The organism is Oerskovia rustica, assembly GCF_014836555.1.
Lineage (GTDB): Bacteria > Actinomycetota > Actinomycetes > Actinomycetales > Cellulomonadaceae > Oerskovia > Oerskovia rustica.
Map to the genome: position 1 here is coordinate 1633 of NZ_JACSQQ010000037.1, position 21386 is coordinate 23018.

The window sequence follows — 21386 nt, forward strand, 5'->3', positions numbered from 1 at the left end:
GCGTGTCGCTGCCGAATCACGCACTCAGCACCGCACTGACGGGCCCCGGGAATGCGCGAGTAGCATCAGAGGTTGCAGCACACAGCAAGCAGTACGCACGAACGTGCTCCGGGGTCGGTGCAATTCCGAGCCGGCGGTGACAGTCCGCGACCCGCGCCCACGCGCGGTTGACCTGGTGGAACTCCAGGACCGACGGTGAAAGTCCGGATGGGAGGAAGCACGTGCGGCGCGGCCGTCCCGGCCGGGTCGGGCATGACGATCCGTCGAGCCCGATCGCGACCGACGGGACCGGTCTCGTCGTGGTGAGCGACGCCGTCGGGCCGCCCGGACAGGGTCCCGACCCGCCGCCCGCCCTCACCCCGGAGCCGACGTGCCCGGGACGACGAGGAAACACCCCATGGACCTGATCCACGCGCTCTTCGACGCGCAGCTCACGATCGGTGACCAGCACCTGCTGTGGCGCGAGATCGTGGGCAACGGGTTCGGGCTCGCGTCCGCGCTCGGCGGCATGCGTCGCAAGATCTGGGCGTGGCCCGTGGGGATCGTCGGGAACCTCCTGCTGCTCACGGTGTTCCTCGGGGCCGTGTTCGCGACGCCCAACCCCGTCAACCTGCTCGGTCAGGCCGGGCGGCAGGTCATGTTCGTCGTCGTGTCGGTGTACGGGTGGGTGCAGTGGCGCCGGACGCGCGACCGCCTCGGCGACGCGGACGCCGACAGCCACGGCGTGGCGGTCGAGCCGCGCTGGGCCTCGTGGCGACAGCGCGCCTTCCTGGTCGTCGCGCTCGTGGCCGGGACAGCGCTCCTGACCCCGATCTTCCGCGCCCTGGAGTCGTACGAGCCCGTGTGGGCCGACGCCTGGATCTTCATGGGCTCGCTGCTCGCGACGTACGGCATGGCCAAGGGCTGGGTCGAGTTCTGGCTGATCTGGGTCGCGGTCGACATCGTGGGCGTGCCCCTGCTGATCGACGCCGGGTTCTACGCGTCGGCGTTCATGTACGTGTTCTACGGGGCGTTCACGCTCGTGGGGTTCTTCGTGTGGTGGCGCATCGACCGGCGCTCGAAGGCACTGCTCCTCGCGGGCACCTCCGCCGCCGCGTCTCCCACGGCCTCGTCCGGCGGGCAGGCCTGATCAGGCCCGACGCGCCACCTCTTGCGTCCCGGTGCTCCGGGCGGATACTCGAAGGTGCGCCCCTGCTCGCGCGGTGCGCACCACGTCCGGGCCGGCTCAGGCCCGATGGCAGGCCGTAGCCGGGGACGACGCGGCAACGCAGAGGATTGCGACGGAGAAGGCGACACCATGACTCGACTCAACCCGTACCTGAACTTCCGGGACGAGGCCCGCGCAGCGATCGAGTTCTACCGCGACGTGTTCGGCGGCGAGCTGACGATCAGCACGTTCGCCGACTTCCAGGCGGCCGACGACCCGGCCGACGCGGACAAGGTCATGCACTCCCAGCTCGAGGCGCCGAACGGCCTGGTGCTCATGGCCGCCGACACCCCGAGCTCGATGGAGTACTCGTCGGGCTCCAGCATCTCGGTGTCGCTCAGCGGGGAGCAGGCCGACGACGGCGAGCTGCGCGGCTACTGGGACAAGCTGTCGTCGAGCGGGACCGTGACCGTGCCGCTCGAGGTCGCGCCGTGGGGTGACGCTTTCGGCATGTGCGTCGACCGGTTCGGCGTGAGCTGGCTCGTCAACATCGCGGCCGCGCAGGGCTGACGCGCTCCCCGCGCGAGGCTGAGGCCGCTCCGGCGCCCTGCACCGCCCGGACGCCTCACCCCGCGGACGTGCGGCGGCGGTAGTCGTCCCACGACAGCAAGGGCGGCTGCGACGCCTCGTGCGAGACGGCGTCCGACCCGACGGCCGACGCGAGGCGCAACGCATGGTCCGCGGGCAGGCCCGCCGCGAGGGAGAGCGTCAGGGCGGCGCAGAAGGCGTCCCCCGCCCCGACGCTGTTCACGACCTCGGTGCGGTAGGCCGGCACACGGAGCGTCTCCACCCCGTGCTCGACCAGGGCCGCCCCGTCGCCGCCGTAGGTGACCACCACGCGCCGCGCCGACGCCACCTCCGGCATCGCCGCGTACTCGGTCTCGTTGACGATGACGAGGTCCGCACGGTCGATCAGCTCGCTGGGCAGGGTGCGCGCCGGCGCGGCGTTGAGCGCGACGTAGCCGGGGAAGGTCCTCGCTGCTGCGACGACGACGTCGAGCGGGATCTCGAGCTGCGCGAGGAGGACGTCGGAACCGCCGAACCCCGACGACGGCAGGCGGACGTCGCCGTTGGCTCCCGCGCAGACCGCGATCTGGTTCTCGCCAGCGGCGTCGACCACGATGAGCGCCGTCCCCGTGGGGGCGCTGACGCGCGCGACGTCGTCGGTCCCCACCCCTGCCTCCGCGAGCGCCGTGACGAGGCCCTGACCGGCGCCGTCCGTGCCGACCGCCCCGACCATGCGGGTGGGCGCCCCGAGCCGGGACGCCGCGACGGCCTGGTTCGCGCCCTTGCCTCCCGGCTGGGCGGACAGCACGCCACCGCCGACCGTCTCCCCGGGCCCGGGGAGACGGTCGGTACGGGCCGTGACGTCATGGTTGATGCTGCCGAGGACGAGGATCCGGGGCAACGCGGGTGCGGTCGGCACGAGGGCTCCTTCGAAGGGTGGGGGGTCAGGCAGAGGACGTCTGGACGATCGCGAGCGGCCCCGCCGCGGGCGACACGACGACCTTGGCGAGGTAGGCGGGGGTGCCCGAGAGCTGGGCGGTCTGGGTCAGGACGAGCACGGGGTCCTTGGCCTTGAGGCCGAGAAGCTGCCCTCGGGTGGCCCCGACCGTCCCGACGGCGACGTCGCACTCGGCCGCCTCGAAGACGGGGCCGAGGTCCGCGACCATGAGCCGCAGCAACGTGCCCTCCTGCTCGGCGTAGCCCTCGACGCGCGCCGCGAGCTCCCTGGACACGTCGGAGAGGTAGCGGCCGGCCGGGAGGTGCTCCTGGATGATCGCGACCGGGTCGGTTCCTCGATAGGCGACCGACTCCCGGAACCACATGTTCGCGGCGGCGTCCACGTCCAGCTTTCGCGACGTGAAGTCGGTCGTGGGCTGGAGGCCGAACTCGTGGGTCGCGATGCGCACGGGCTCGTCGAACGTCGACAGGACCTGCTCGAACGTCCGCAGACGCTCCAGCCCGACGCTCGGCAGCCTGTTGACGACCGTCCGTCCGACACCTCGGCGCGTCACGATCAGGCCGTCCTCCTCGAGCAGCATGAGGGCCTCCCGGACGACGGTCCGGCTCACGCCGAGCATCGTCCCGAGCTCGGTCTCGCTCGGGAGCAGCGAGCCGAGCGTGAACTCGGAGGACCGGATGGCGTCCGCGAGCCGTGAGTAGACCGCGACGCGAAGAGGTTGTCCGGGAGCCGCCGTGACCGGTCGCGCGAAGGCCTCGGGGGTGTCGGTCGTGGTCATGGTGTCCTTCCAGCGGCAGGAGTCGGCGTCCTCGCCAGGTTAGTGGTGCGCGGACGTGCCGAGCCCGTGCGCGGGTACCGGTCCGTGCGTGCGCGACCCCCGCAGGGCCACGCACGCACGAGATGCCGTGCGCTCAGGCGGACACGCTCGCATGCTGGAGCAGCCGGTCGACGAGGTGCGGGGCGAGCGGCTCGCTCGTCGAGAGCACGACCCGGACCCGTGCTCCCGGGTGGTCGACCTGGCCGAGCCGTTGTCCGCGCAGGTCGCAGAGGGTCTGCCCGCGGCCGGGCCCGCCGGGCGCGTCGACCACGACCGGCACGCGAGGGGCCGACGACGGAAGGACGCCCCCGACGGCGACGGCCGCCGCGAGCGGGTCGTGCAGGGCGGACGCGCGCCGACCGAGCTCGGGGACGTGGAAGTCGAAGTAGACGTCGAGGATGCGCCCGACGGTCTCCACGAACGGGTCGCCCGACGTGAGCAGCGCCTGCCGGTGCTCCTCCTCGAACGTGTTCTCCATGGTGACGTCCAGCGGCACGAGCGTGACGTCCCACGGTGCCGCGAGCACGAGGGCCGCGGCCTCGGGGTCCCCCGCGACGTTCGCCTCGGCCACCGCGCTGACGTTCCCGGGGACCAGCGCGGCCCCACCCATGATCGTCACCTCGCGCACCATGCCGGGCAGCGCCGGCTCGAGCTCGAGAGCCTTCGCCAGGTTGGTCAGCGGGCCGACGGCGACGATCCGGAGACGTCCCTCGTGCGCCCGGGCCAGGTCCACGAGGAAGGCGGCGGCGTCCTGCCCCTCGACCTGACGCTGCGACTGCGGGAGGTCGACGTCGCCGACCCCGTTGTGCCCGTGGATGTGCGGGACCCCTCCGCCGTAGGTGCTCGTCAGCCGGTCGTGGGCGCCGAGCGCGACGGGGACGTCCTGACGACCGGCGAGGTCCAGGAGGTCGAGCGTGTTGCGGGCGGCCTGGGCCGCGGCGACGTTCCCGCTCACGGTGCCGACGCCCACGAGGTCGATCTCCGGCGAGGCCAGCAGATAGGCCAGGGCGAGGGTGTCGTCGACGCCCGTGTCGCAGTCCAGGTAGAGGGGTTGGCGAGAGGGGTTCATGAGTTCTCCGGTCGGGGGATCGATGGGTCGGGGGCGTGGCGGGGCGCGGTGCGGACGTTCATGCGGGCGCGTCCGCCTCGGGGCGCGGGGCGATGAACCACGACGCGACCAGCGCGAGGGCCGTGATGCCGACCGAGATCCACAGGCCGGTCGTGTACCCGGCGCTCGTGCCGCGCGCGATGAAGGGGGCGACGACGCCGATGCCGATGCTCGCGCCGAGCCCGAAGGAGGCACCGTTCAGCCCGGGGAGCGCGGACGGGGCCTCCCGCGGCGAGAGGAGGACTCCCAACCCGTTGACGGTCGTCAGGACCAGGCCGTTGTAGCTGATGCCCAGGACGGCGACCATCGCGGCGACGACCCACGGGTTGAAGGTCAGCGTCGCGACGACCGCGAGCACCACGAGGCTGATGGTCATCCCGACGCGCAGCACCTTGATCCACCCGAAGCGTCCCGCGAGCCAGCCCGCCACGGGCGCGGTCACGACCCCGATGAGCGCTGCCGGCATGAGGTAGACCAGGGCCGAGCGGGAAGCGGTCATCTCGAAGCCGGGCGCCCCGCCCTGGCTCAGGAGGACGACGCTGAAGTTGATCACCGCGAAGATCCCGGCGAGCGCGAGCGTCGTCGTCGCGATCAGCGGCCAGACCTGACGCGAGCGCAGGTGCTGCACCGCGATGAGCGGGGATGCGTGGCGCTTCTCGAGGCGCCAGAAGACACCGAGCGCGACCGCCGTGACCGCCAGGAACGTGAGCGCCACGGGCGACAGCCAACCGAGCGCCGACCCCTGCGAGACGAAGTACGTCATGCCGATCAGGCCGACGGACAGCGCGGCGGCGCCGGCCCAGTCCATCGATCCCTTCTCGGCGCGCGGCGGGTCGACCTTGGGCACCACGGCCAGGACACCGACCAGGCCCACGAGTCCCACGACGAGCACCACGAGGAAGATCGACCGGTAGCCGTAGGCGTCGGTCAGCAGCCCGCCGACCCAGCCGTCGATGCCTCCGACGCCCCCGTTGACCGCGGTGATGATGCCGAGCGTGACGCCGAAGACCTTCACGGCCATCGCCTCGCTGAGGATCACGTAGGCGAGCTGGAACGTCGCTGCCGAGGCACCCTGCAGGACACGCCCGACGAGGAGGACGGGAAGGCTCGGGGCGAACAGGCACAGCAGCGTGCCCACGGCCAGCACGCACAGGACGATGACGAGCACGCGCCGCCGACCGATGAAGTCGGCCCATCGTGCCAGGACCATCCCGGCGACCGAGCCGGCGAGGAAGAAGAGCGAGGACACCTGCGCGATCTGGCTCGCCGAGACGCCGAGCTCGACCGCCATGTGCGGGAGCGCCGGGGTCACCATGCTCGCGTTGAGCTGGAAGGCCAGGACGCCCAGCAGCAGGACCGCTACGAGCGCCACCGCCTTGCGTCCGGTGATCGGGACTCCCCCGGAGGGGGTCAGGTCCTGGGCGCTGCGTTGCGCGCCGGCCGTTCGTACTTCAGTCACGAGAACTCCTTCGTCTGCGACCGGTCGTCGGCACCGTAGCCGACGACGAGAGGTTGTATAACAAGTGACGATGACGTTATACCTCTCTGCCGGACAGGTCAAGGACGCCTCTTTGATACCCCGTCTCTTGACCTGAGACGCAATATCAAGCACCATGGGAGCATCGCCCGACACCGACGTCCGGCCCGAGCCCGGGAGCACCCCCATGACGATCGAGAACCCCGTCCGCCGCAACGTGACCGAGCCGGACTACGACCTGTCGCAGCCCCTCGACATCGACTACGCCGGCGCGTTCTCGGACGCGACCCCCGCCGACCGCGACCTCCAGCAGCGGGTCCGCACGTTCGTCCAGGACGAGGTCCTGCCCGTGATCGACGGGTACTGGGAGCGCGCCGAGGTCCCGTTCGGCCTCGCCAAGCGCATGGGTGAGCTCGACTTCCTGCGCGACGGCGTCGACGTCCCCGGCTCCCCCTCGATCAGCCTCATGGGCGCGGGCCTCGCCGAGATGGAGATGTCGCGCGGCGACGGCTCGGTCGCCACGATCTGCGGCGTCCAGGGCGGCCTCGCGCTCCGCTCGATCCAGCTCCTCGGCTCGGACGAGCAGAAGGCCGAGTGGCTCGGCCCCCTCGCCCGCGGCGAGAAGCTCGGCGCGTTCGCCCTGACCGAGCCCACGCACGGCTCCGACTCGGTCTCGCTCGAGACCACGGCCCGCCGCGAGACCCGAGACGGCGTCGAGGGCTACGTGATCGACGGCGAGAAGAAGTGGATCGGCTTCGGGTCGTGCGGCGACATCACCGTCCTCTGGGCGCGTCTCGTCGGCGACGACGGCGACAACCAGGTCCACGGATTCCTCGTCCCCCAGGACACCCCGGGATACGCGGCCACGACCATCGAGGGCAAGGTCTCGCTGCGCGCGATCTGGCAGGCTCACATCGTCCTGACCGACGTGTTCGTCCCGGCCCCGGCCATGCTCCCGGGCGGTCGGTCGTTCAAGGACACCGGCCGGGTGCTCCAGGCGACGCGCCTCGGGGTCGCGTGGTCCGCCGTCGGGCATGCGACCGCGTGCTACGAGACGGCCGTCGCCTACGCGAAGCAGCGCGTCCAGTTCGGGCGCCCGCTGGCCGCGAACCAGATGGTCCAGGAGCGCCTGACCCGCATGCTCTCGACCCTCACCCAGATGCAGCTCCTCGTCGCGCAGATGACGCGCCTCGACGAGGCGGGCACGCTGAGCGGCCCGCAGGCCTCGATCGCCAAGTACACGTGCACGCGCGGCGCCCGCGAGATCGCGGCGAGCGCGCGCGACATGCTCGGCGGCAACGGCATCCTGCTCGCGAACCGCGTCGCTCGGCACTTCGCGGACGTCGAGGCCCTGCACACCTACGAAGGCACCGAGAGCGTGCAGGCACTCATCGTGGGCCGCGACATCACGGGCGTCTCCGCGTTCGCGTAGCCCCTCACCGGCGGCGCTCCCCCGTACCGGGAGCGCCGCACCTCTCGCGAGCAGCCCCACGGCCGCCCGCCCACAGACCACCCGGCGCCGCAGCCAACTTCCCCTTGGCACCTCCTCGTACCACCTGACACGCGGCGCCGGGCCACACCCTTCCCACGGAGCACCTCATGAGCAACGACGCCCACGTCCCCGTCCTCCTGCACGGCGCACGCACGCCGTTCACGCGCTTCCAGGGCGCGCTCGCGGCGCTGTCCGCGAACGAGCTGGGCGCGCACGCGATCCGCGGCGCGCTCGACGCCGCCGGGATCGAGGCGACCGACGTCGACGCCGTCATCATGGGCCAGGTCATCCAGGCGGGCGGCGGGCAGGGCCCGGCCCGCCAGGCCGCGATCGCCGCCGGGATCGGCTGGGACGTCCCGACCGTCACGATCAACAAGCTGTGCCTGTCGGGCCTGACCGCGATCATCGACGCCGCGCGCCTGATCCGCACGGGCGAGGCGTCGGTCGTCGTCGCGGGCGGCCAGGAGTCCATGACGAACGCGCCGCACCTCGTGCTGGGGTCGCGCAAGGGCTTCGCGTTCGGCGACGTGACCATGGCGGACTCGCTCACGCACGACGGCCTGCGCGACCCGTTCGACGGCCAGATCATGGGCGAGGCCACCGACCGCGGGTGCGCGACGCGCGGCATCGGCCGCGCCGAGCAGGACGAGTACGCGGCCCGCTCGCACGCCCTCGCCGCCGCGGCCCGCGCGGAGGGCCGCCTGGCCGAGGAGATCGCGCCCGTCACGGTCCCGCAGCGCAAGGGCGAGCCTGTCGTCGTCGCCGAGGACGAGGGCATCCGCCCCGGCACCACGGTCGAGGCGCTCGCCGGACTGCGTCCCGCGTTCGTGAAGGACGGCACCATCACGGCCGGTTCGTCGTCCCCGCTGTCCGACGGCGCCGCGGCGGTCGTCGTCGTCAGCAAGGCCTTCGCGGTCTCGCGCGGCCTCACCTGGCTTGCCGAGATCGGGTCCGCCGGCCAGGTCGCGGGCCCCGACAACTCGCTGCACTCCCAGCCTGCCCGTGCGATCACCCGCGCGCTCGAGCGCGAGGGCATGAAGGCCGACGAGCTCGACCTCGTCGAGATCAACGAGGCCTTCGCGGCCGTCGCGCTCCAGTCGGTCGCCGACCTCGGGATCGACCCCGTGGTCGTCAACGCCGACGGCGGCGCGATCGCCCTGGGCCACCCGGTCGGCGCGTCGGGCGCCCGCCTGGCCCTGCACCTGGCCCTCGCCCTCCAGCGCCGCGGGGGCGGCGTGGGCGCCGCCGCGCTGTGCGGCGGCGGCGGTCAGGGCGACGCGCTGATCCTGCGCGCCTGAGTCGTTCCTCCTCGGGTCGCGCGATGCTGCCTCACCGCGCGACCAGCGGTCCGCCCGGGCCTCCTCTCCGTCCGGGCGGGCCGCTTCGTCGTGCCCGACGGCGCCCCCGTCCACGGCGCGCCCCTCGCCCGACGCGCGTGGCGCCGTCGTGCGACGATGAGCCCGTGCCCGAGACCACCGCCGCCCGGCCCGCCTCGACCGGACGCCGGTTCCTCGCCTGGGCGCTGCGCTCCCCCTGGGCCCTGGTCGCGGGCTTCGTGCTCGTGCACGCCTGGCTGATCGTCGACGCCCTGACCTGGGGGTACCGGATCTCGGGCGACGTCCAGCTCTACTGGTACTGGGCCCGCGCCGGCTGGGACCGCGGGATCTGGCCCGTGCTCGACTACGACTGGGTCTACCCCGTGGGGGCCCTGCTGCCGGTCTCCGCCCCCGCCTTCGTCGGCTCGTCGTTCGAGGCGTACTACGCGCAGTTCCTGGCCCTGATCGTCGTGCTCGACGCGGTCGCGCTCTGGTTCCTCGCACGCCTGCCCGGTCGCGGCCGGGTCGCGGCCTGGTGGTGGCTGCTGTTCCTCGTCGCGCTGGGGCCGATCTTCCTGGGGCGACTCGACGGCGTGGCCGGGGCGCTGCTGGTCGTCTCGCTCGCGGTCGCGGTCCGCCGGCCCGCCGTCGCGACGGCGATCGCGACGTTCGGCGCCTGGGTCAAGATCGCGCCGGGAGCCGTGGTCGTCGCGCTCCTGACGACCGCGAGGCGCCCGTGGCGCACCGTCGTCCTGCCCGGTGCGGCGGTCAGCGTCGTGGTCGTCGCGCTCGCCCTCGCGGGCGGCTCGGGCGCGCGGGTCCTCGGGGTGTTCGGCACGCAGGACTCGCGCGGCCTGCAGTCCGAGTCGGTCTTCGCCACCCCGTTCAGCGTCCTGCGGCTCGTCGACCCGCGCTTTCGGGTCTGGATGAACCCCGACATCCGCACCCTGGAGATCCTCGGCCCCGGCACGACCACGACCGGTCGGCTCCTCGACGTGCTGCTGCCCCTGGCCGTCGTCGCGATCGCCGCGACCTCCTGGTGGGCCGTCCGCCGCCGACCCGAGGTCCGCACCGACGTGTTCCTCCTTGCGGTGACGGCGCTGCTGCTGAGTCTCATCGTGTTCAACAAGGTGGGTTCGCCGCAGTTCGTCGCGTGGATCGGGCCGCCGGTCGCCGTCGCGATCGCGCTCGCCGGGCCGGGCGCACGGTCGGTCTGGTCACCGCCCGCCCTCGCCGTCCTGGGAACCGCGGCGCTGACGCAGGTGCTCTACCCGATCGCGTACTGGGAGTTCATGGTCGGCACGCCGTGGATCGTGCTCCTCGCGGCCGTCCGCAACGTCGCGCTCGTGGTGCTGCTCGTCGGGGCGGTGTTCCGGCTCGTCCAGCTGGGACGCAGGGCGCCGGAGGGCGCGCCGTCGACCGTCGAGGCAGAGCCGTCAGAGCCGCCCGTACCGCCCGTGTCGCAGCCAGACCCCGGGCCGGTCGCGAACGCCTGATCAGGCCCCCGTCGCCCGGCCCACGATCCGGGTCGGGCGTCCCGGCGAGGTGGACCGGTCAGGACGGTCGGCAGCGACCAGCCCGTGCTCGAACGCCGCGATGACGAGCTGGGCCCGGTCACGGGCGGCGAGCTTGGCGAGCAGGTTGCCGATGTGGGTCTTGACGGTCCCCATGGAGATCGTCAGCCGCTGCGCGATCTCCTGGTTGGACAGCCCGCGGCCCACGAGCGCGAGCACCTCGACCTCCCGGCTCGTGAGCCCCTGGGGTGTCGCAGGTGTGCGTGACGGCCCGCCGTCGAGGTAGTGCGCGACGATCCGGGTGAGGATGGCCGGGGCGAACAACGACTCGCCCGCGTGCGTACGCCGTACGGCGTCGACGAGGCTCGCGGGCTCCGCGTCCTTGAGCAGGAAGCCGCTCGCCCCCGCGCGCAGGGCGCCGTGGACGTATTCGTCGAGCTCGAACATGCTGAGCACGAGGACGCGGGTCGCCGCGAGGTCGGGGTCCGCCACGATCCGGCGCGTGGCGTCGATCCCGTCGCCGCCGGGCATGCGGACGTCCATGAGGACGACGTCGGGGCGGGTCCGGCGAGCGGTCTCGACCGCGGCCTCACCTGAGCTCGCCTCGCCCACGACCAGGAGGTCGCCCGCGCCGTCGACGACGAGCCGCAGGCTGTGGCGGATCAGCGGCTGGTCGTCCACGACGAGGACCCGCACCGGCGCCACGGTGGTCGCGGAGCCCGACGTCGTCACGACCGCCCACCGTCCGGCAGCACGGCCTCGACACGGAACCCGCGCCCGCAGCGGCCCGAGGCGAGGGAGCCGCCGAGCGTCGCGACCCGCTCGCGCAGGCCTGCGAGCCCGACCCCTGCCCCCGGGTGTGGCACCCACCCGGCGACGGGCCCCTCGTCCTCGACGACCAGCCGCAGCCCCGCGGCGTCGTGGCCGAGGACGACCTGGGCCCGGGTCGGGCCTGCGTGCCGCAGGACGTTCGCGAGGGCCTCACGGACGACCGAGCACACGGCGAGCCCCACCCCGGCCGACACCGTGAGGTCCTCGGCATCGAGCGCGACGTCCAGGCCCGCGGACCGGGCGCTCTCGACGATCTGCGGGAGGTCGTCGAGCATCTCCGCGGGACGCAGCGGGGCGTCGTCGCCCGGGCTGCGCAGGACCGTGAGCATCCTGCGCAGCTCCGTGGTCGCGTCCCGACCCGCTCGCTCGATGTCGGCGAGGGCTCGGGCCCGCTCGGCCTCGCCGTCGGGCCCGGACACGGTGCGCGCCGCTGCGGCGCGCACCGTGATGAGGCCCAGGCCGTGCGAGGCGAGGTCGTGCAGGTCGCGGGCGATGCGCAGGCGCTCGCCCTGCGCGGCCCGTTCCGCCGCCCAGGCCGTCAGGTCGTCCTCGTAGGCGCGGCGTTCGCGCCGGGACCGGACGAGTGCCCAGGCCAGGACGCCTGCCGTGGTGGCGGTCGCGACGAGCAGGACGACGAGGGCCGTCACCGGACGGTCGACGCCGAGGGTCGCGAGCACGAGGACGAGGACGCCCACGAGGCCACCGGCGAGAGGCCACACGCGAGATCGCAGCACGGGTCGGGCAGTCGTCTCCACCCCCGGAGTCTAGGGATCCGCCGCGTCGCGCACATCGGACCACGGTCCGAGGGACCGGGGTCGGACGCCGGGCCGCAGGTCCGGCCCCTGGCCCGATGACCTGCGCGCCCCCGACGGCTGGACTGTGGACATGTTGACCATCGAGCACCTCGTCAAACACCACGGCTCCCGCACCGTCCTCGACCACGTCGGCTTCGAGGCCCGATCGGGCCGGGTGACCGCATTCCTCGGGCCGAACGGCGCCGGCAAGTCCTCCACCCTGCGCATCCTCCTCGGCCTGGACCGGGCCGACGAGGGGCGCGCCCTCGTCGCGGGTCAGTCCTACCGGTCCCTGCGCGACCCGCTGCGCACCCTCGGGTCGATGCTCGACGGCTCAGGCGCGCACCGCTCCCGCACGGCCCGCAACCACCTCTCCTGGGTCGCGCGCAGCAACGGGATCCCGCAGCGGCGGGTCGACCACGTGCTCGACCAGGTCGGGCTCACGGCGTCGGCACGGACGCGCGTGGGGCGCTACTCCCTGGGGATGGGGCAGCGCCTGGGGCTCGCGTGCGCGCTGCTGGGCGAGCCCGAGGTCCTGGTCCTCGACGAACCCGTCAACGGGCTCGACCCGGAGGGCATCCGGTGGATCCGTGGCCTGCTCCGCGCGCACGCGGACGCGGGCGGCACGGTCCTGCTGTCGAGCCACTTCATGGGCGAGGTCGCCGACATCGCCGACGACCTCGTGATCATCGCGGGCGGGCGCGTCGTCGCGGACGGGACGCTCGACGACGTGACCCGCCGCTACGAAACCCTCGAGGACGCGTTCTTCGCGCTCACGAGCGACGGCCGGGACACGGTCCGATGAGGGCGTGGAGCGTGTTCGCCGCAGAGCTGCAGAAGCTCTCGGCGCTCCCCGCGGTGTGGACCGGGGCGGCGGTCGCCGTCCTCGGGGCGGGCGCACTGACCCTGCTCAACGCGGTCGGCGTCCGCGACGCGCTCCTCGCCGGACGCCCCGAGGACTCGGGCTACGGTTCCGCGTTCGACACCGCGTTCGCGTCCATGCCGATCGGGACCGTGGGGGCGGTCGTGATCGGCGTGGTCGCGATGAGCAGCGAGTTCACCGCGAACAGCCCCGACGCCGGGGGCGGGCGGCAGATCGGCACGACGCTCGTCGCCGTCCCGCGCCGCGTGGGCGTCCTGGTCGCGAAGGCCGCCGCGGTCGTCCTCCTCGTGCTCGCGACCGCGGCGGTGGCGATCCCGGCGAGCGTCACCCTCGCCGAGGCGATCATCGGCGACGCCGCGACCTCGACCGTCCCCGCCGACGAGGCCGTCCGGCGGTGCCTCGGCGCGGCCCTCTACTGGACCCTCACCGCGCTCCTCGCCCTGGCCGTCACGGTCTTCACGCGCAGCGGGGTCGTCCCGCTCCTCGTGCTCGTGGTCAACAGTTCCCTGGTGTCGGTGTCGCTCCTGCTCACGATGCTCACGCCGGTCGCGCACTGGCTCCCGGACATGGCCGGGCGCAGGCTCTTCGGGGACGTCGACACGGTCGCCGGCGGGCTGGCCGCCGGACCCGGCGCGCTCGTCATGACCGGGTGGGCCCTGGCACTCCTCGTGGTCGCGGGTGCCGTGTTCTCCCGGCGGGACGCGTGAGGGCCGTGGGGCTGCCACCCGTCGTCGCCGCAGAGCTCGACAAGCTGCGCACGCTGCCCGTCACGGTCCTCGCCGTCGTGGGGACCGTCGTCGTCGGCGCCCTGATCGCCGCCGCGCAGGCGGGCGCGGCCGCCGACCAGGACCTTCCGACCTCGGCGGTCGACGTCACGCTCCGGACGGTGCCGTTCGTCGTGGCGGGTCTCGTGCTGGTCGGGGTGCTGGCGGTCTCCCAGGAGCACGCCGGTCGCCAGGTCGCCACGACCCTGGCCGCGGTGCCGCGACGCGGGCTGCTCGTCGCGGGAAAGAGCATCGCGGCGGCCGCGGTGGTCGCGCTCGCGGCGATCTCGACGCTCGGCGCGTGCGTGGCCGCGGCCGCGGTCACGCAGCGCCTGCTCGACGCGCCCGCCTCGACGGACGGCGCCGGAGCGGGCGCGCTCCTGGGGGCCGCGGCCTACCTCGTCCTGATCGGGGTGTTCTCGCACGCCGTGGCGCTGCTCGTGCGTCACCTCGTGCCTGCGCTCGTCGGTGTGCTGGCGCTGGTCCTCGTCGTGTCCCCGCTGCTCGCGGGCGCGACCGAGCACGCGCGCTGGTTGCCCGACCGTGCCGCGGCGGCCTGGTTCGACGCCGGTCCGGGCGCGCTCGACGGGCCGACGGCGACGCTCGTCGCGCTCACGTGGGTGGTGGCGGTCGGCGGCCTGGGCTCGTGGCGGTTCCTCGTGCGCGACGCGTAGGTCCACGTGCTGGTCATGAATGATAATGAGAGTGGTTCTCATTCTCTGCTACGGTGTGCGAGGTCCGCCGCTCCTGCGTCGGAACCCATCCACCTACCGGAAGGACGGTGGGACCCGCCGGGGTCCCGTGACGCCATGACCAGCACCAGACACCGCAGCCTCGCCCTGGGGATCGCCCTCGCCCTGCCCGCCGCCGTCCTCGCCGGCTGTGCCACGGGCGAGAGCTCCCCCGCCGCGTCCGACGCGGCAGAGCACGACCACGAGCACGACGAGCACGAGGACGGCGGCCACGGGACCGAGGCCGCGACCGACACCCCGCGCATCGCCCTGACCTACGACGGCGGGGTCGTCGTGCTCGACGGCACGAGCCTCGAACAGGTCGCCGACCTCCCGGTCGACGGCTTCACGCGCCTCAACCCCGCGGGCGACGAGCGCCACGTGATCGTCTCCGCGGGCGACGCGTTCCGGGTCCTCGACCTCGGCACGTGGGGCGAGCCGCACGGCAACCACTCGCACTTCTACACGTCCGACCCGGCCTTCACGAAGGTCGAGTTCGCCGCGAACCACCCCGGGCACGTGGTCCGCCACGCGGGCCGCACGGTCCTGTTCAACGACGGCTCGGGGCTCGTCGAGTCGTTCGACCCGCACGACCTCGCCGACGGCACGCCGAAGACCACCACGTACACGACCCCGTCGCCGCACCACGGCGTCGCGGTCGAGCTCGAGAACGGGAACCTGCTGGTCACCGACGGCACCGAGGACGCCCGGTCGAGCGTCGTCGTCCTCGACAGCGGCCACCACGAGATCGCGCGCACCGACGCCTGCCCGGGCGTGCACGGCGAGGCCGTCGCGTCCGACGAGGCCGTGGTCGTGGGCTGCCAGGACGGCGTGGTCGTCTACGCAGGGGGCGAGCTGACCAAGATCCCGTCGGCCGACGCGTACGGCCGCATCGGCAACCAGGCCGGGTCCGAGGAGTCCGCGGTCGTCCTGGGCGACTACAAGACCGACCCCGACGCCGAGCTCGAACGCCCCACGCGCGTCTCGCTCGTCGACACCGTGAGCAAGCAGATCGCCCTGGTCGAGACGGGCGCGAGCTACTCGTTCCGCTCGCTCGGCCGCGGCCCGCACGGCGAGGCCCTGGTCCTCGGGACCGACGGGGCGCTGCGCGTCATCGACCCCGCCACGGGCGCGATCACCAGCACGATCCCCGTGACGGGAGCCTGGACCGAGCCCGACGAGTGGCAGGCACCGCGCCCCACGCTCTTCGTGCTCGACCACACCGCGTACGTGACCGACCCCGCCACCAAGGCCGTGCACGCGGTCGACGTCGAGTCCGGCGAGGTCTACGCGAGCACCACGCTCGACGTGGTCCCCAACGAGCTGACGGGGGTCTCGGGCCTCCCGGAGTAGCCCCCTGCCCGAGGCGCGCTCCGACGTCGGGCACCTCAGGGGTTCGTGAGCGCCTCCTCGAGGCGGTCCAGCAGACCCACCTGCCCCGCGACCACCAGCTCGCGCGCCCGCGCGAGCGGCACCCACGCGACCCGGTCCAGCTCCGGGAACGTCGCCCGGCGGCCCGAGCGCGGCGGCCACTCCATCTCGAACGTGTTGCTCACCGCGGTGCCCACGTCGAGGTCGGCCCGGCGTGCCCACGCCCGGACCGTCTTGCCCGCGCGCTGCCGGACCTCGCCCAGGTCGACCTCGGGCCCCTCGGGCGGCGGCGAGCCCAGCTCCTCGGTGAACTCGCGGACCGCGGCGTCGTGCGCGTCCTCGTCGGGGGCGTGCTCACCCTTGGGGATCGTCCACCCTCGCTCCTCCTTGCGGGCCCACAACGGCCCGCCCATATGACCGAGCAGCACCTCGGCCGCGCCGTCGTCCGCGACCCGGTAGAGCAGGAGCCCCGCGCTCGTGACCACGGCTCAGTACACCGCGGGACGGGCCTGGAGCTCGGCCAGCACCGCCGGGTCCTGCAGGTTCATCCAGGCGATGACGTCCTGGTACGTCGCGCAGATCGTCTCGGGCCTGCCGCACGTCTCGAGCATGAAGTCCTTGGCCGCCGGGTTGAACGCGTTGCCGCTCCACTGGTTGAAGTGGTTCGCCACGAGCACCGGCGCACGGTTGCCGGTGAAGGCCGCGTCGTACATGTGGCGGTACGTTTCGAGGACCGCGGCCCGGATCTCCGGGGCCCGCTCCGGCTCGTTCTTCGCCTTGTTGAACTTGTACCAGAAGTTGTAGTCCATGGCCATGACGCTGCCGAGCGTCGGGGAGCTCGTGGTCTGCATGCGGAACTCCCACACGCCGTACTCCTGCCTGGGCCACGCGATGCCGCTGCCCGGGATCGACGAGTCGTACGTCAGCCCGTGCGCCGCCCACGCGGGGGCGATCTGGTCCCAGCTCCCCTCGAGGCACGGCGTCCGGCCACCCTTGACCTCGGACGCGGGGATCGCGAGCGGCGGCGTGCCCTGCAGGCCGTCGATCTCCTGCCAGCCGTTCCAGAACCCGAAGAACTGGTCGAGCTCGCTGTTCCAGTCGGCCGTGGACCACGACGCCCCGCCCGGCGGGTTGTCGGCGCAGAAGTGCCCGTTGTAGTGCGTCCCGATCTCGTGCCCCTCGAGGTACGCCGCGTTGAGGTCGCCCACGAGAGTGGTCACCGTCGCCGCGTCGCCCCCGAAGCTCACCGACGCCTTGCCCGTCGGGTGCCCAGGGCCCGTGTAGGCGTCGCGGTGCTCGTCCGTGAGCAGATAGATGCCCGTGAGGAACCCCGTGAACCGCGCGTCGACCTGTGCCGCGGCCTCGCGGAACTCGGTCCAGCGGTCGTGCCATCCGGCACCGTCGAACGAGAAGATGACGAACTGCGGCGGGTTCTCGCCCGGGGCGAGGCGCGTCATGGGCACGTTCGACGCGGCACGCGTCGGTGTCGGGGTGGGCGTGGGGGTCGGTTTCGGGCTGGGGGTCGGGGTGGGTGTCGGCGTGGGCCGCTCAGAGGGCGAGGCGCCCGCGGAGGGGCGCTCCGGCGTCGGGCCCGGAGACGCCGAGGGCGATCCCGTGCAGCCGGCGACCACCACCAGCGCCACGGCTGCGGCCGCCGCTCCGAGCGCCGCACGGCGCAGTCCCCCGACGGCTCGGGCCGATCTCCGGGTCACGGGCAGTCCCTTCCGCGTGCGGGCAGTCCCCCCACGCTAGGGGATGCGGGGCCGGAGTGCCCGGGCGACGGGGTCGTCGTGCGGGTGACTCCGCTCAGGGCTCCGGGACGTCCTCGAACACGCTGCCCGGGTTGCGCATCAGCGCCGCCCGGTCGAGCGGCCACACCTTCGCGACCGCGGTGCCCACCACGTTCTCCATGGGCACGAACCCCTGCCCCGGCTTGTCGGTGTTGTAGCGCGAGTCGCCCGAGTTCTGGCGGTTGTCGCCCAGGACGAACAGGTGCCCCTCGGGGACCGTCACGTCGAACGGGATCTCGCTCGGGGCAGAACCCGGCTTGATGTACGTCTCGTCGATCGGCACACCGTTGACCGACACCCGACCCTGCGCGTCGCAGCACGTCACGTGGTCCCCCGGCAGGCCGACGACCCGCTTGATGAGGTGCTCGTTCGCGTCCACCGGACGGATGCCGATGAACGTCAGGAACGTCTCGCCCGCCTTGACCAGGCCCGTCGACTCGTCCTGCGGCTGGTTCGCGAGCCAGCCGCCCGGGTCCTTGAAGACCACGACGTCGCCGCGGTGCACGTCGAGGAACCGCGGGACCAGGCGCGACGCCAGGACCCGGTCGTCCTTGATGAGCGTGTCCTCCATCGACTCGCTCGGGATGACGAACGGCTGGACCAGGAACGTCTTGATGAGGAACGAGATGATCAGCGCCGCGACGACGATGATGCCGACCTCGCGAACGAACGACCAGCGGCGCCGGGTGGGGGCGGGGTCGTGTTCCGTCCCGTGCTCCGCGTCGTGGTCGCCGGGCTGCTGGGGCACGGCCGGGGCGGCCGGGTCGGTCGGGTCCGGTGCCGGCCGCGCGGGGAAGACCGAGTCGACGTCGGGGGCTGCGGCGAACGCACCTGACGGTCTCGGCTGGTCGTCTGCGCTGTCGGCGTCGTTCGAGGTCACGGGGACACTCTTCCACCAATGGGCCTGACCGGCCGGTTCATCTCGGGCGGACCGGACATGTCGCGGTCGCGCGAGAGTCCAGCGTGGAGCGCTCACCCCGGTCAAGCCGACGCCCGTGATTGATGAGGGCCCCCGATGACACGCGTGGCGCGAACTTCGCGCGGCGAAGCGCGGCGAAGCGCGGCGAAGCGCGGCGAAGGACGGAGGCCTACGTGGACATCGTTGTACCACATGTCACGTCATGATGCGGCGACCCTGTGGCCGGAGAGGACAAACGGCTACATAGACACCGACGCGGTCGGTGGGTGCAGAACCGAGCGCGGCCTCGCTGTGCCCGACCTCCGTCTCTGGGCGCCCTGGCGTGGCGCGCCCAAGTCTGAGTCGGTTTGGAGAGCACTCCGGCCCATCTAACCCCTCTCAGAACGCGAAACGAGTCCCCAACTCTCGCACCTGGAGGCGTGAGAGCTTTCACCCGGGCCACTCACGACGTCTCCGCTACGCTAGGCGCCATGTCAGATCCAAGAGGTGACCTTGTCGGCATACATGTGCGCGGACTCTTTGGACGCTCAGACTACGACATCGCCCTAGACCAAAGACGCCCAACCGTGCTGACCGGCGCTAACGGAACCGGCAAGTCGACGCTCTTGCGGATCATCAATGCCGTTTCTGCAGGCGATGCATACACACTCGCTCATGCACCGCTCAACGAGTTTCACCTGGAATTTCAAGCCGGGCCAGATTTCTCCCTCAGCCGACACGCGGCGGGCGGCAGCACGGTACGGTGGGGAAATCAGCGCGGCACCATCGACTGGCCGGAGCTGGATTCGGAATTTCCCGAGTGGGCAATATCTGCCCTCCTCGAACAGCGCGAATTAAGCGAGCCTCTCGACCAAACGCTACGGGAATATGCCCGGGCAGCGAACGCGAGCTTTGAAGAATTCGATCACGTACGAAAGTACTTCAGGTCAACACGCCAGCAGAAGCGCCGTCCCGACGCGCCCGAGTGGCTGCATACAATCTCCGAGCACTTTCCGGTGCTATACATCACCGACCAGCGACTTATCGCGTCCACGGAAGACGAAGGCCGAAAGGCATCCCAAAGCGCACGTGGAATCACGCGTCGACTCGCGGTCGAGGCGGCGGCAACTGATATCGCGCGGAGAATACAGGAGGCAGATTCAGCCTACACCCGCGTCTCGCTCCAAGAGGATCGGCGATTTCCTGGCGCAGTTATTGATGCGATGAACTCCGGCCGGAAGGTTGATACGGTCGGACTTGGAGAGCTTGTCGACGAAGTCGACGCGAAGCGCGACGCCCTTCGAAGTGTCGGGCTACTCGACAGCGATGATTCATACCAGCCGGACCTGGACCCAGCGAGCATCGGCCCTCAGGTCGCACCGGTGATTGAGACATTCCTGATGGGCGCCACCCGCAAGATGGAGGTTCTAGACGACCTCGCCGGGAAACTCTCCGCGTTCCGCAAGTTCATTGACGGTCGGTTCACCGGAAAGCGCGCAATCTTGAGCAGGGAGTCAGGCCTGAGGTTTGCCCTAGGTGACGGAACAGAGATTAGACCGTCCGAGTTGAGTTCAGGAGAGCAGCAGATAACAGTCCTTGCGTTCGAGATCTTATTCAAGACTTCTCCGTCCACCTTGGTGCTGGTCGATGAGCCTGAGTTGTCATTGCATGTCCTGTGGCAGGACACGCTCATCGACGACCTGCATGGCATGGGTCGGGCATCCCAACTGCAGTTTCTTATGGCAACTCACGCGCCAGCTATTCTTGCAAACCATCCGGAACTCGAGCGGTCGCTGGATCGGCACTGATGGGCCTTGCATTTCCATCCCCTGGGGGTTTCGCGCAATCAATCTACCAACGTAGGCGAGCACTCGACCCTAGGATCGCACTTGTAGTCGTGGAAGGAACTACGGATCGCAGGGCATTGCTTCCATTCCTACATTCCGATGCAATTGTCATTTCCGCTCGCGGCCGCTCGAATGCAATCGCCGCGCATCGGAGATTGAACCTGGAAGGCCTTCCGGGCGTGCTGGTCTTAATCGATTGCGATGGCGAAGTCCCTGCAGATTTGAAAGGCCTCCCTGATCTGATCATCAGCGCCAATCGTGATCTCGAAGCCGACCTTCTTATTGAACTGGGCGCGCTAAGACGCTTTGCTCTAGATGTCGTCGCCGATATTGCGAGTACCCGTGCGGACGCTGAAGCCCGGATCGACACAGTTCTTGCCCGGGCAATACTTGTGGCCGCCGACCTAGAGCGCGTACGACGTGCCGCTCGGTTTGTAGGTGCCAGAACGCGGCTAATCGATCCTGTGACGGGACAAAAGCGAAAGGTTACGCCTCAGGACCTACCCCGGTCCCAGGCGTGGATGATGGACAATCATCGGCCCGATCTGGACGATATCGCGCGGGACTATTGCGCCGCCGCGGGATGGAGCTCGTCCGAGGAAGCGGCAGTGGCGGCCCAAGCCGCGGTCTCCGTGACGGTGCCGTGTGTTCGTCACGGTGAAGCCCTATGCACGCCGTGCGATGCTCGCGCGTTATGCGTTGGGCATGATCTCGTCGAGTTGGTTTCGTATTGTTTGAACGCCTTGACTGGACTCTCGCTCGAGATTCTCGAGGTCGACCGAGGTATCCGCATCTCATCGGATCGTGACCTGGTAGCCCGTTGGTGCGTTTCCACGAGGGGGCAACGATGGGCAGAGAGTCAAGGCGTTGCACTTTTCCCTGAGCACAATACCACCGGGGGTTAGGTCGACAAGAGACGCCTGGTGCACCCGGAAATTCGCCATCTACGAGCAGGTCTCGAGTGTGATAGCGCTCGGCTGTACCGGCGCACGCTTGCATTTTTTGCCCCTGGCATCGCCGCGATCCGCAAGGCGGTAGAGTCCGGCCCACGTGGTCAGGTGCTTCCCCCCGGTGGCACACC

19 protein-coding genes and 1 riboswitch are annotated in these 21386 nt (G+C 71.5%); of the genes, 10 read left to right on the forward strand and 9 right to left on the reverse strand.

Features of this window, described 5'->3' with window-relative positions:
- The first annotated feature begins 99 nt into the window (after positions 1–99).
- A riboswitch (FMN riboswitch) is annotated at positions 100–225 on the forward strand.
- Positions 226–397: 172 nt separating this feature from the next.
- Entirely contained in the window at positions 398–1129 is a 732-nt protein-coding gene (gene pnuC / locus H9652_RS16580) for a nicotinamide riboside transporter PnuC (RefSeq protein WP_191797441.1), read from the forward strand.
- Between the two features lie 168 nt (positions 1130–1297).
- Entirely contained in the window at positions 1298–1717 is a 420-nt protein-coding gene (locus tag H9652_RS16585) for a VOC family protein (RefSeq protein WP_191797443.1), read from the forward strand.
- Between the two features lie 55 nt (positions 1718–1772).
- Here H9652_RS16585 and H9652_RS16590 read toward each other — a convergent pair whose 3' ends face one another.
- The 4 genes from H9652_RS16590 to H9652_RS16605 form a co-directional block, all read right to left on the reverse strand.
- Positions 1773–2633, reverse strand: a complete 861-nt coding sequence (locus H9652_RS16590) for a ribokinase (RefSeq protein WP_191797445.1) — start codon at positions 2631–2633, stop codon at positions 1773–1775.
- A gap of 25 nt (positions 2634–2658) precedes the next feature.
- Complete coding sequence (locus tag H9652_RS16595) at positions 2659–3450, reverse strand: GntR family transcriptional regulator (protein WP_191797447.1); 792 nt, start codon at positions 3448–3450, stop codon at positions 2659–2661.
- A gap of 133 nt (positions 3451–3583) precedes the next feature.
- Positions 3584–4558: a nucleoside hydrolase gene (locus H9652_RS16600; RefSeq protein WP_191797450.1), complete on the reverse strand. Its 975-nt coding sequence runs from the start codon at positions 4556–4558 to the stop codon at positions 3584–3586.
- Positions 4559–4616: 58 nt separating this feature from the next.
- Positions 4617–6056: an MFS transporter gene (locus H9652_RS16605; protein ID WP_318244228.1), complete on the reverse strand. Its 1440-nt coding sequence runs from the start codon at positions 6054–6056 to the stop codon at positions 4617–4619.
- Positions 6057–6261: 205 nt separating this feature from the next.
- On the opposite strand from H9652_RS16605, the gene H9652_RS16610 reads away from it, so the two are divergent.
- The 3 genes from H9652_RS16610 to H9652_RS16620 all read left to right on the forward strand — a co-directional run bounded on the left by H9652_RS16610 (position 6262) and on the right by H9652_RS16620 (position 10378).
- Positions 6262–7506, forward strand: coding sequence for an acyl-CoA dehydrogenase family protein (locus H9652_RS16610; RefSeq protein ID WP_191797485.1), 1245 nt, complete (start codon positions 6262–6264; stop codon positions 7504–7506).
- Between the two features lie 167 nt (positions 7507–7673).
- Positions 7674–8864 (forward strand): acetyl-CoA C-acyltransferase, encoded by a 1191-nt coding sequence (locus H9652_RS16615; RefSeq protein ID WP_191797454.1) that lies wholly within the window; start codon positions 7674–7676, stop codon positions 8862–8864.
- Between the two features lie 164 nt (positions 8865–9028).
- A complete protein-coding gene (locus tag H9652_RS16620) occupies positions 9029–10378 on the forward strand; it encodes a hypothetical protein (RefSeq protein ID WP_318244229.1) in 1350 nt (449 codons plus the stop codon).
- On the opposite strand, the gene H9652_RS16625 is transcribed toward H9652_RS16620, so the two are convergent.
- Complete coding sequence (locus tag H9652_RS16625; protein WP_191797458.1) at positions 10379–11128, reverse strand: response regulator; 750 nt, start codon at positions 11126–11128, stop codon at positions 10379–10381.
- Positions 11125–11982 (reverse strand): sensor histidine kinase, encoded by an 858-nt coding sequence (locus H9652_RS16630; RefSeq protein ID WP_191797460.1) that lies wholly within the window; start codon positions 11980–11982, stop codon positions 11125–11127. The genes H9652_RS16625 and H9652_RS16630 overlap by 4 nt, the downstream gene beginning before the upstream one ends.
- A 130-nt stretch (positions 11983–12112) precedes the next feature.
- Between H9652_RS16630 and H9652_RS16635 the strand changes: the two genes are divergently transcribed.
- The 4 genes from H9652_RS16635 (at position 12113) to aztD (ending at position 15752) form a co-directional block, all read left to right on the forward strand.
- Complete coding sequence (locus tag H9652_RS16635) at positions 12113–12826, forward strand: ABC transporter ATP-binding protein (protein ID WP_191797462.1); 714 nt, start codon at positions 12113–12115, stop codon at positions 12824–12826.
- A gap of 11 nt (positions 12827–12837) precedes the next feature.
- A complete protein-coding gene (locus H9652_RS16640) occupies positions 12838–13611 on the forward strand; it encodes an ABC transporter permease (protein WP_318244230.1) in 774 nt (257 codons plus the stop codon).
- Between the two features lie 5 nt (positions 13612–13616).
- Complete coding sequence (locus H9652_RS16645) at positions 13617–14342, forward strand: ABC transporter permease (RefSeq protein ID WP_191797466.1); 726 nt, start codon at positions 13617–13619, stop codon at positions 14340–14342.
- A 135-nt stretch (positions 14343–14477) separates the two neighbouring features.
- A complete protein-coding gene (gene aztD, locus H9652_RS16650; protein WP_191797467.1) occupies positions 14478–15752 on the forward strand; it encodes a zinc metallochaperone AztD in 1275 nt (424 codons plus the stop codon).
- A 35-nt stretch (positions 15753–15787) separates the two neighbouring features.
- Here aztD and H9652_RS16655 read toward each other — a convergent pair whose 3' ends face one another.
- The 3 genes from H9652_RS16655 to lepB all read right to left on the reverse strand — a co-directional run bounded on the left by H9652_RS16655 (position 15788) and on the right by lepB (position 18440).
- On the reverse strand, positions 15788–16255 hold the full coding sequence (locus H9652_RS16655; protein ID WP_191797469.1) for an NUDIX domain-containing protein: 468 nt from the start codon (positions 16253–16255) through the stop codon (positions 15788–15790).
- 3 nt (positions 16256–16258) lie between these two features.
- Positions 16259–17227 carry a polysaccharide deacetylase family protein gene (locus tag H9652_RS16660; RefSeq protein ID WP_191797471.1) on the reverse strand — a complete coding sequence of 323 codons (969 nt, stop codon included), beginning with the start codon at positions 17225–17227 and terminating at the stop codon, positions 16259–16261.
- A 349-nt stretch (positions 17228–17576) separates the two neighbouring features.
- Entirely contained in the window at positions 17577–18440 is an 864-nt protein-coding gene (gene lepB / locus H9652_RS16665; protein WP_318244231.1) for a signal peptidase I, read from the reverse strand.
- Positions 18441–18949: 509 nt separating this feature from the next.
- On the opposite strand from lepB, the gene H9652_RS16670 reads away from it, so the two are divergent.
- Positions 18950–20266, forward strand: coding sequence for an AAA family ATPase (locus tag H9652_RS16670; protein ID WP_191797473.1), 1317 nt, complete (start codon positions 18950–18952; stop codon positions 20264–20266).
- Positions 20267–21386: the final 1120 nt, after the last annotated feature.

Excerpts from the sequence above, each read along its gene's own strand:
- H9652_RS16595 (WP_191797447.1), bottom strand. The coding sequence starts at position 3,450 with ATGACCACGACCGACACCCCCGAGGCCTTCGCGCGACCGGTCACGGCG.
- aztD (WP_191797467.1), top strand. The coding sequence starts at position 14,478 with ATGACCAGCACCAGACACCGCAGCCTCGCCCTGGGGATCGCCCTCGCC.
- H9652_RS16585 (WP_191797443.1), top strand. The coding sequence starts at position 1,298 with ATGACTCGACTCAACCCGTACCTGAACTTCCGGGACGAGGCCCGCGCA.
- H9652_RS16615 (WP_191797454.1), top strand. The coding sequence starts at position 7,674 with ATGAGCAACGACGCCCACGTCCCCGTCCTCCTGCACGGCGCACGCACG.
- H9652_RS16670 (WP_191797473.1), top strand. The coding sequence starts at position 18,950 with ATGTCAGATCCAAGAGGTGACCTTGTCGGCATACATGTGCGCGGACTC.
- H9652_RS16660 (WP_191797471.1), bottom strand. The coding sequence starts at position 17,227 with ATGACGCGCCTCGCCCCGGGCGAGAACCCGCCGCAGTTCGTCATCTTC.
- pnuC (WP_191797441.1), top strand. The coding sequence starts at position 398 with ATGGACCTGATCCACGCGCTCTTCGACGCGCAGCTCACGATCGGTGAC.
- H9652_RS16600 (WP_191797450.1), bottom strand. The coding sequence starts at position 4,558 with ATGAACCCCTCTCGCCAACCCCTCTACCTGGACTGCGACACGGGCGTC.
- H9652_RS16610 (WP_191797485.1), top strand. The coding sequence starts at position 6,262 with ATGACGATCGAGAACCCCGTCCGCCGCAACGTGACCGAGCCGGACTAC.
- H9652_RS16635 (WP_191797462.1), top strand. The coding sequence starts at position 12,113 with ATGTTGACCATCGAGCACCTCGTCAAACACCACGGCTCCCGCACCGTC.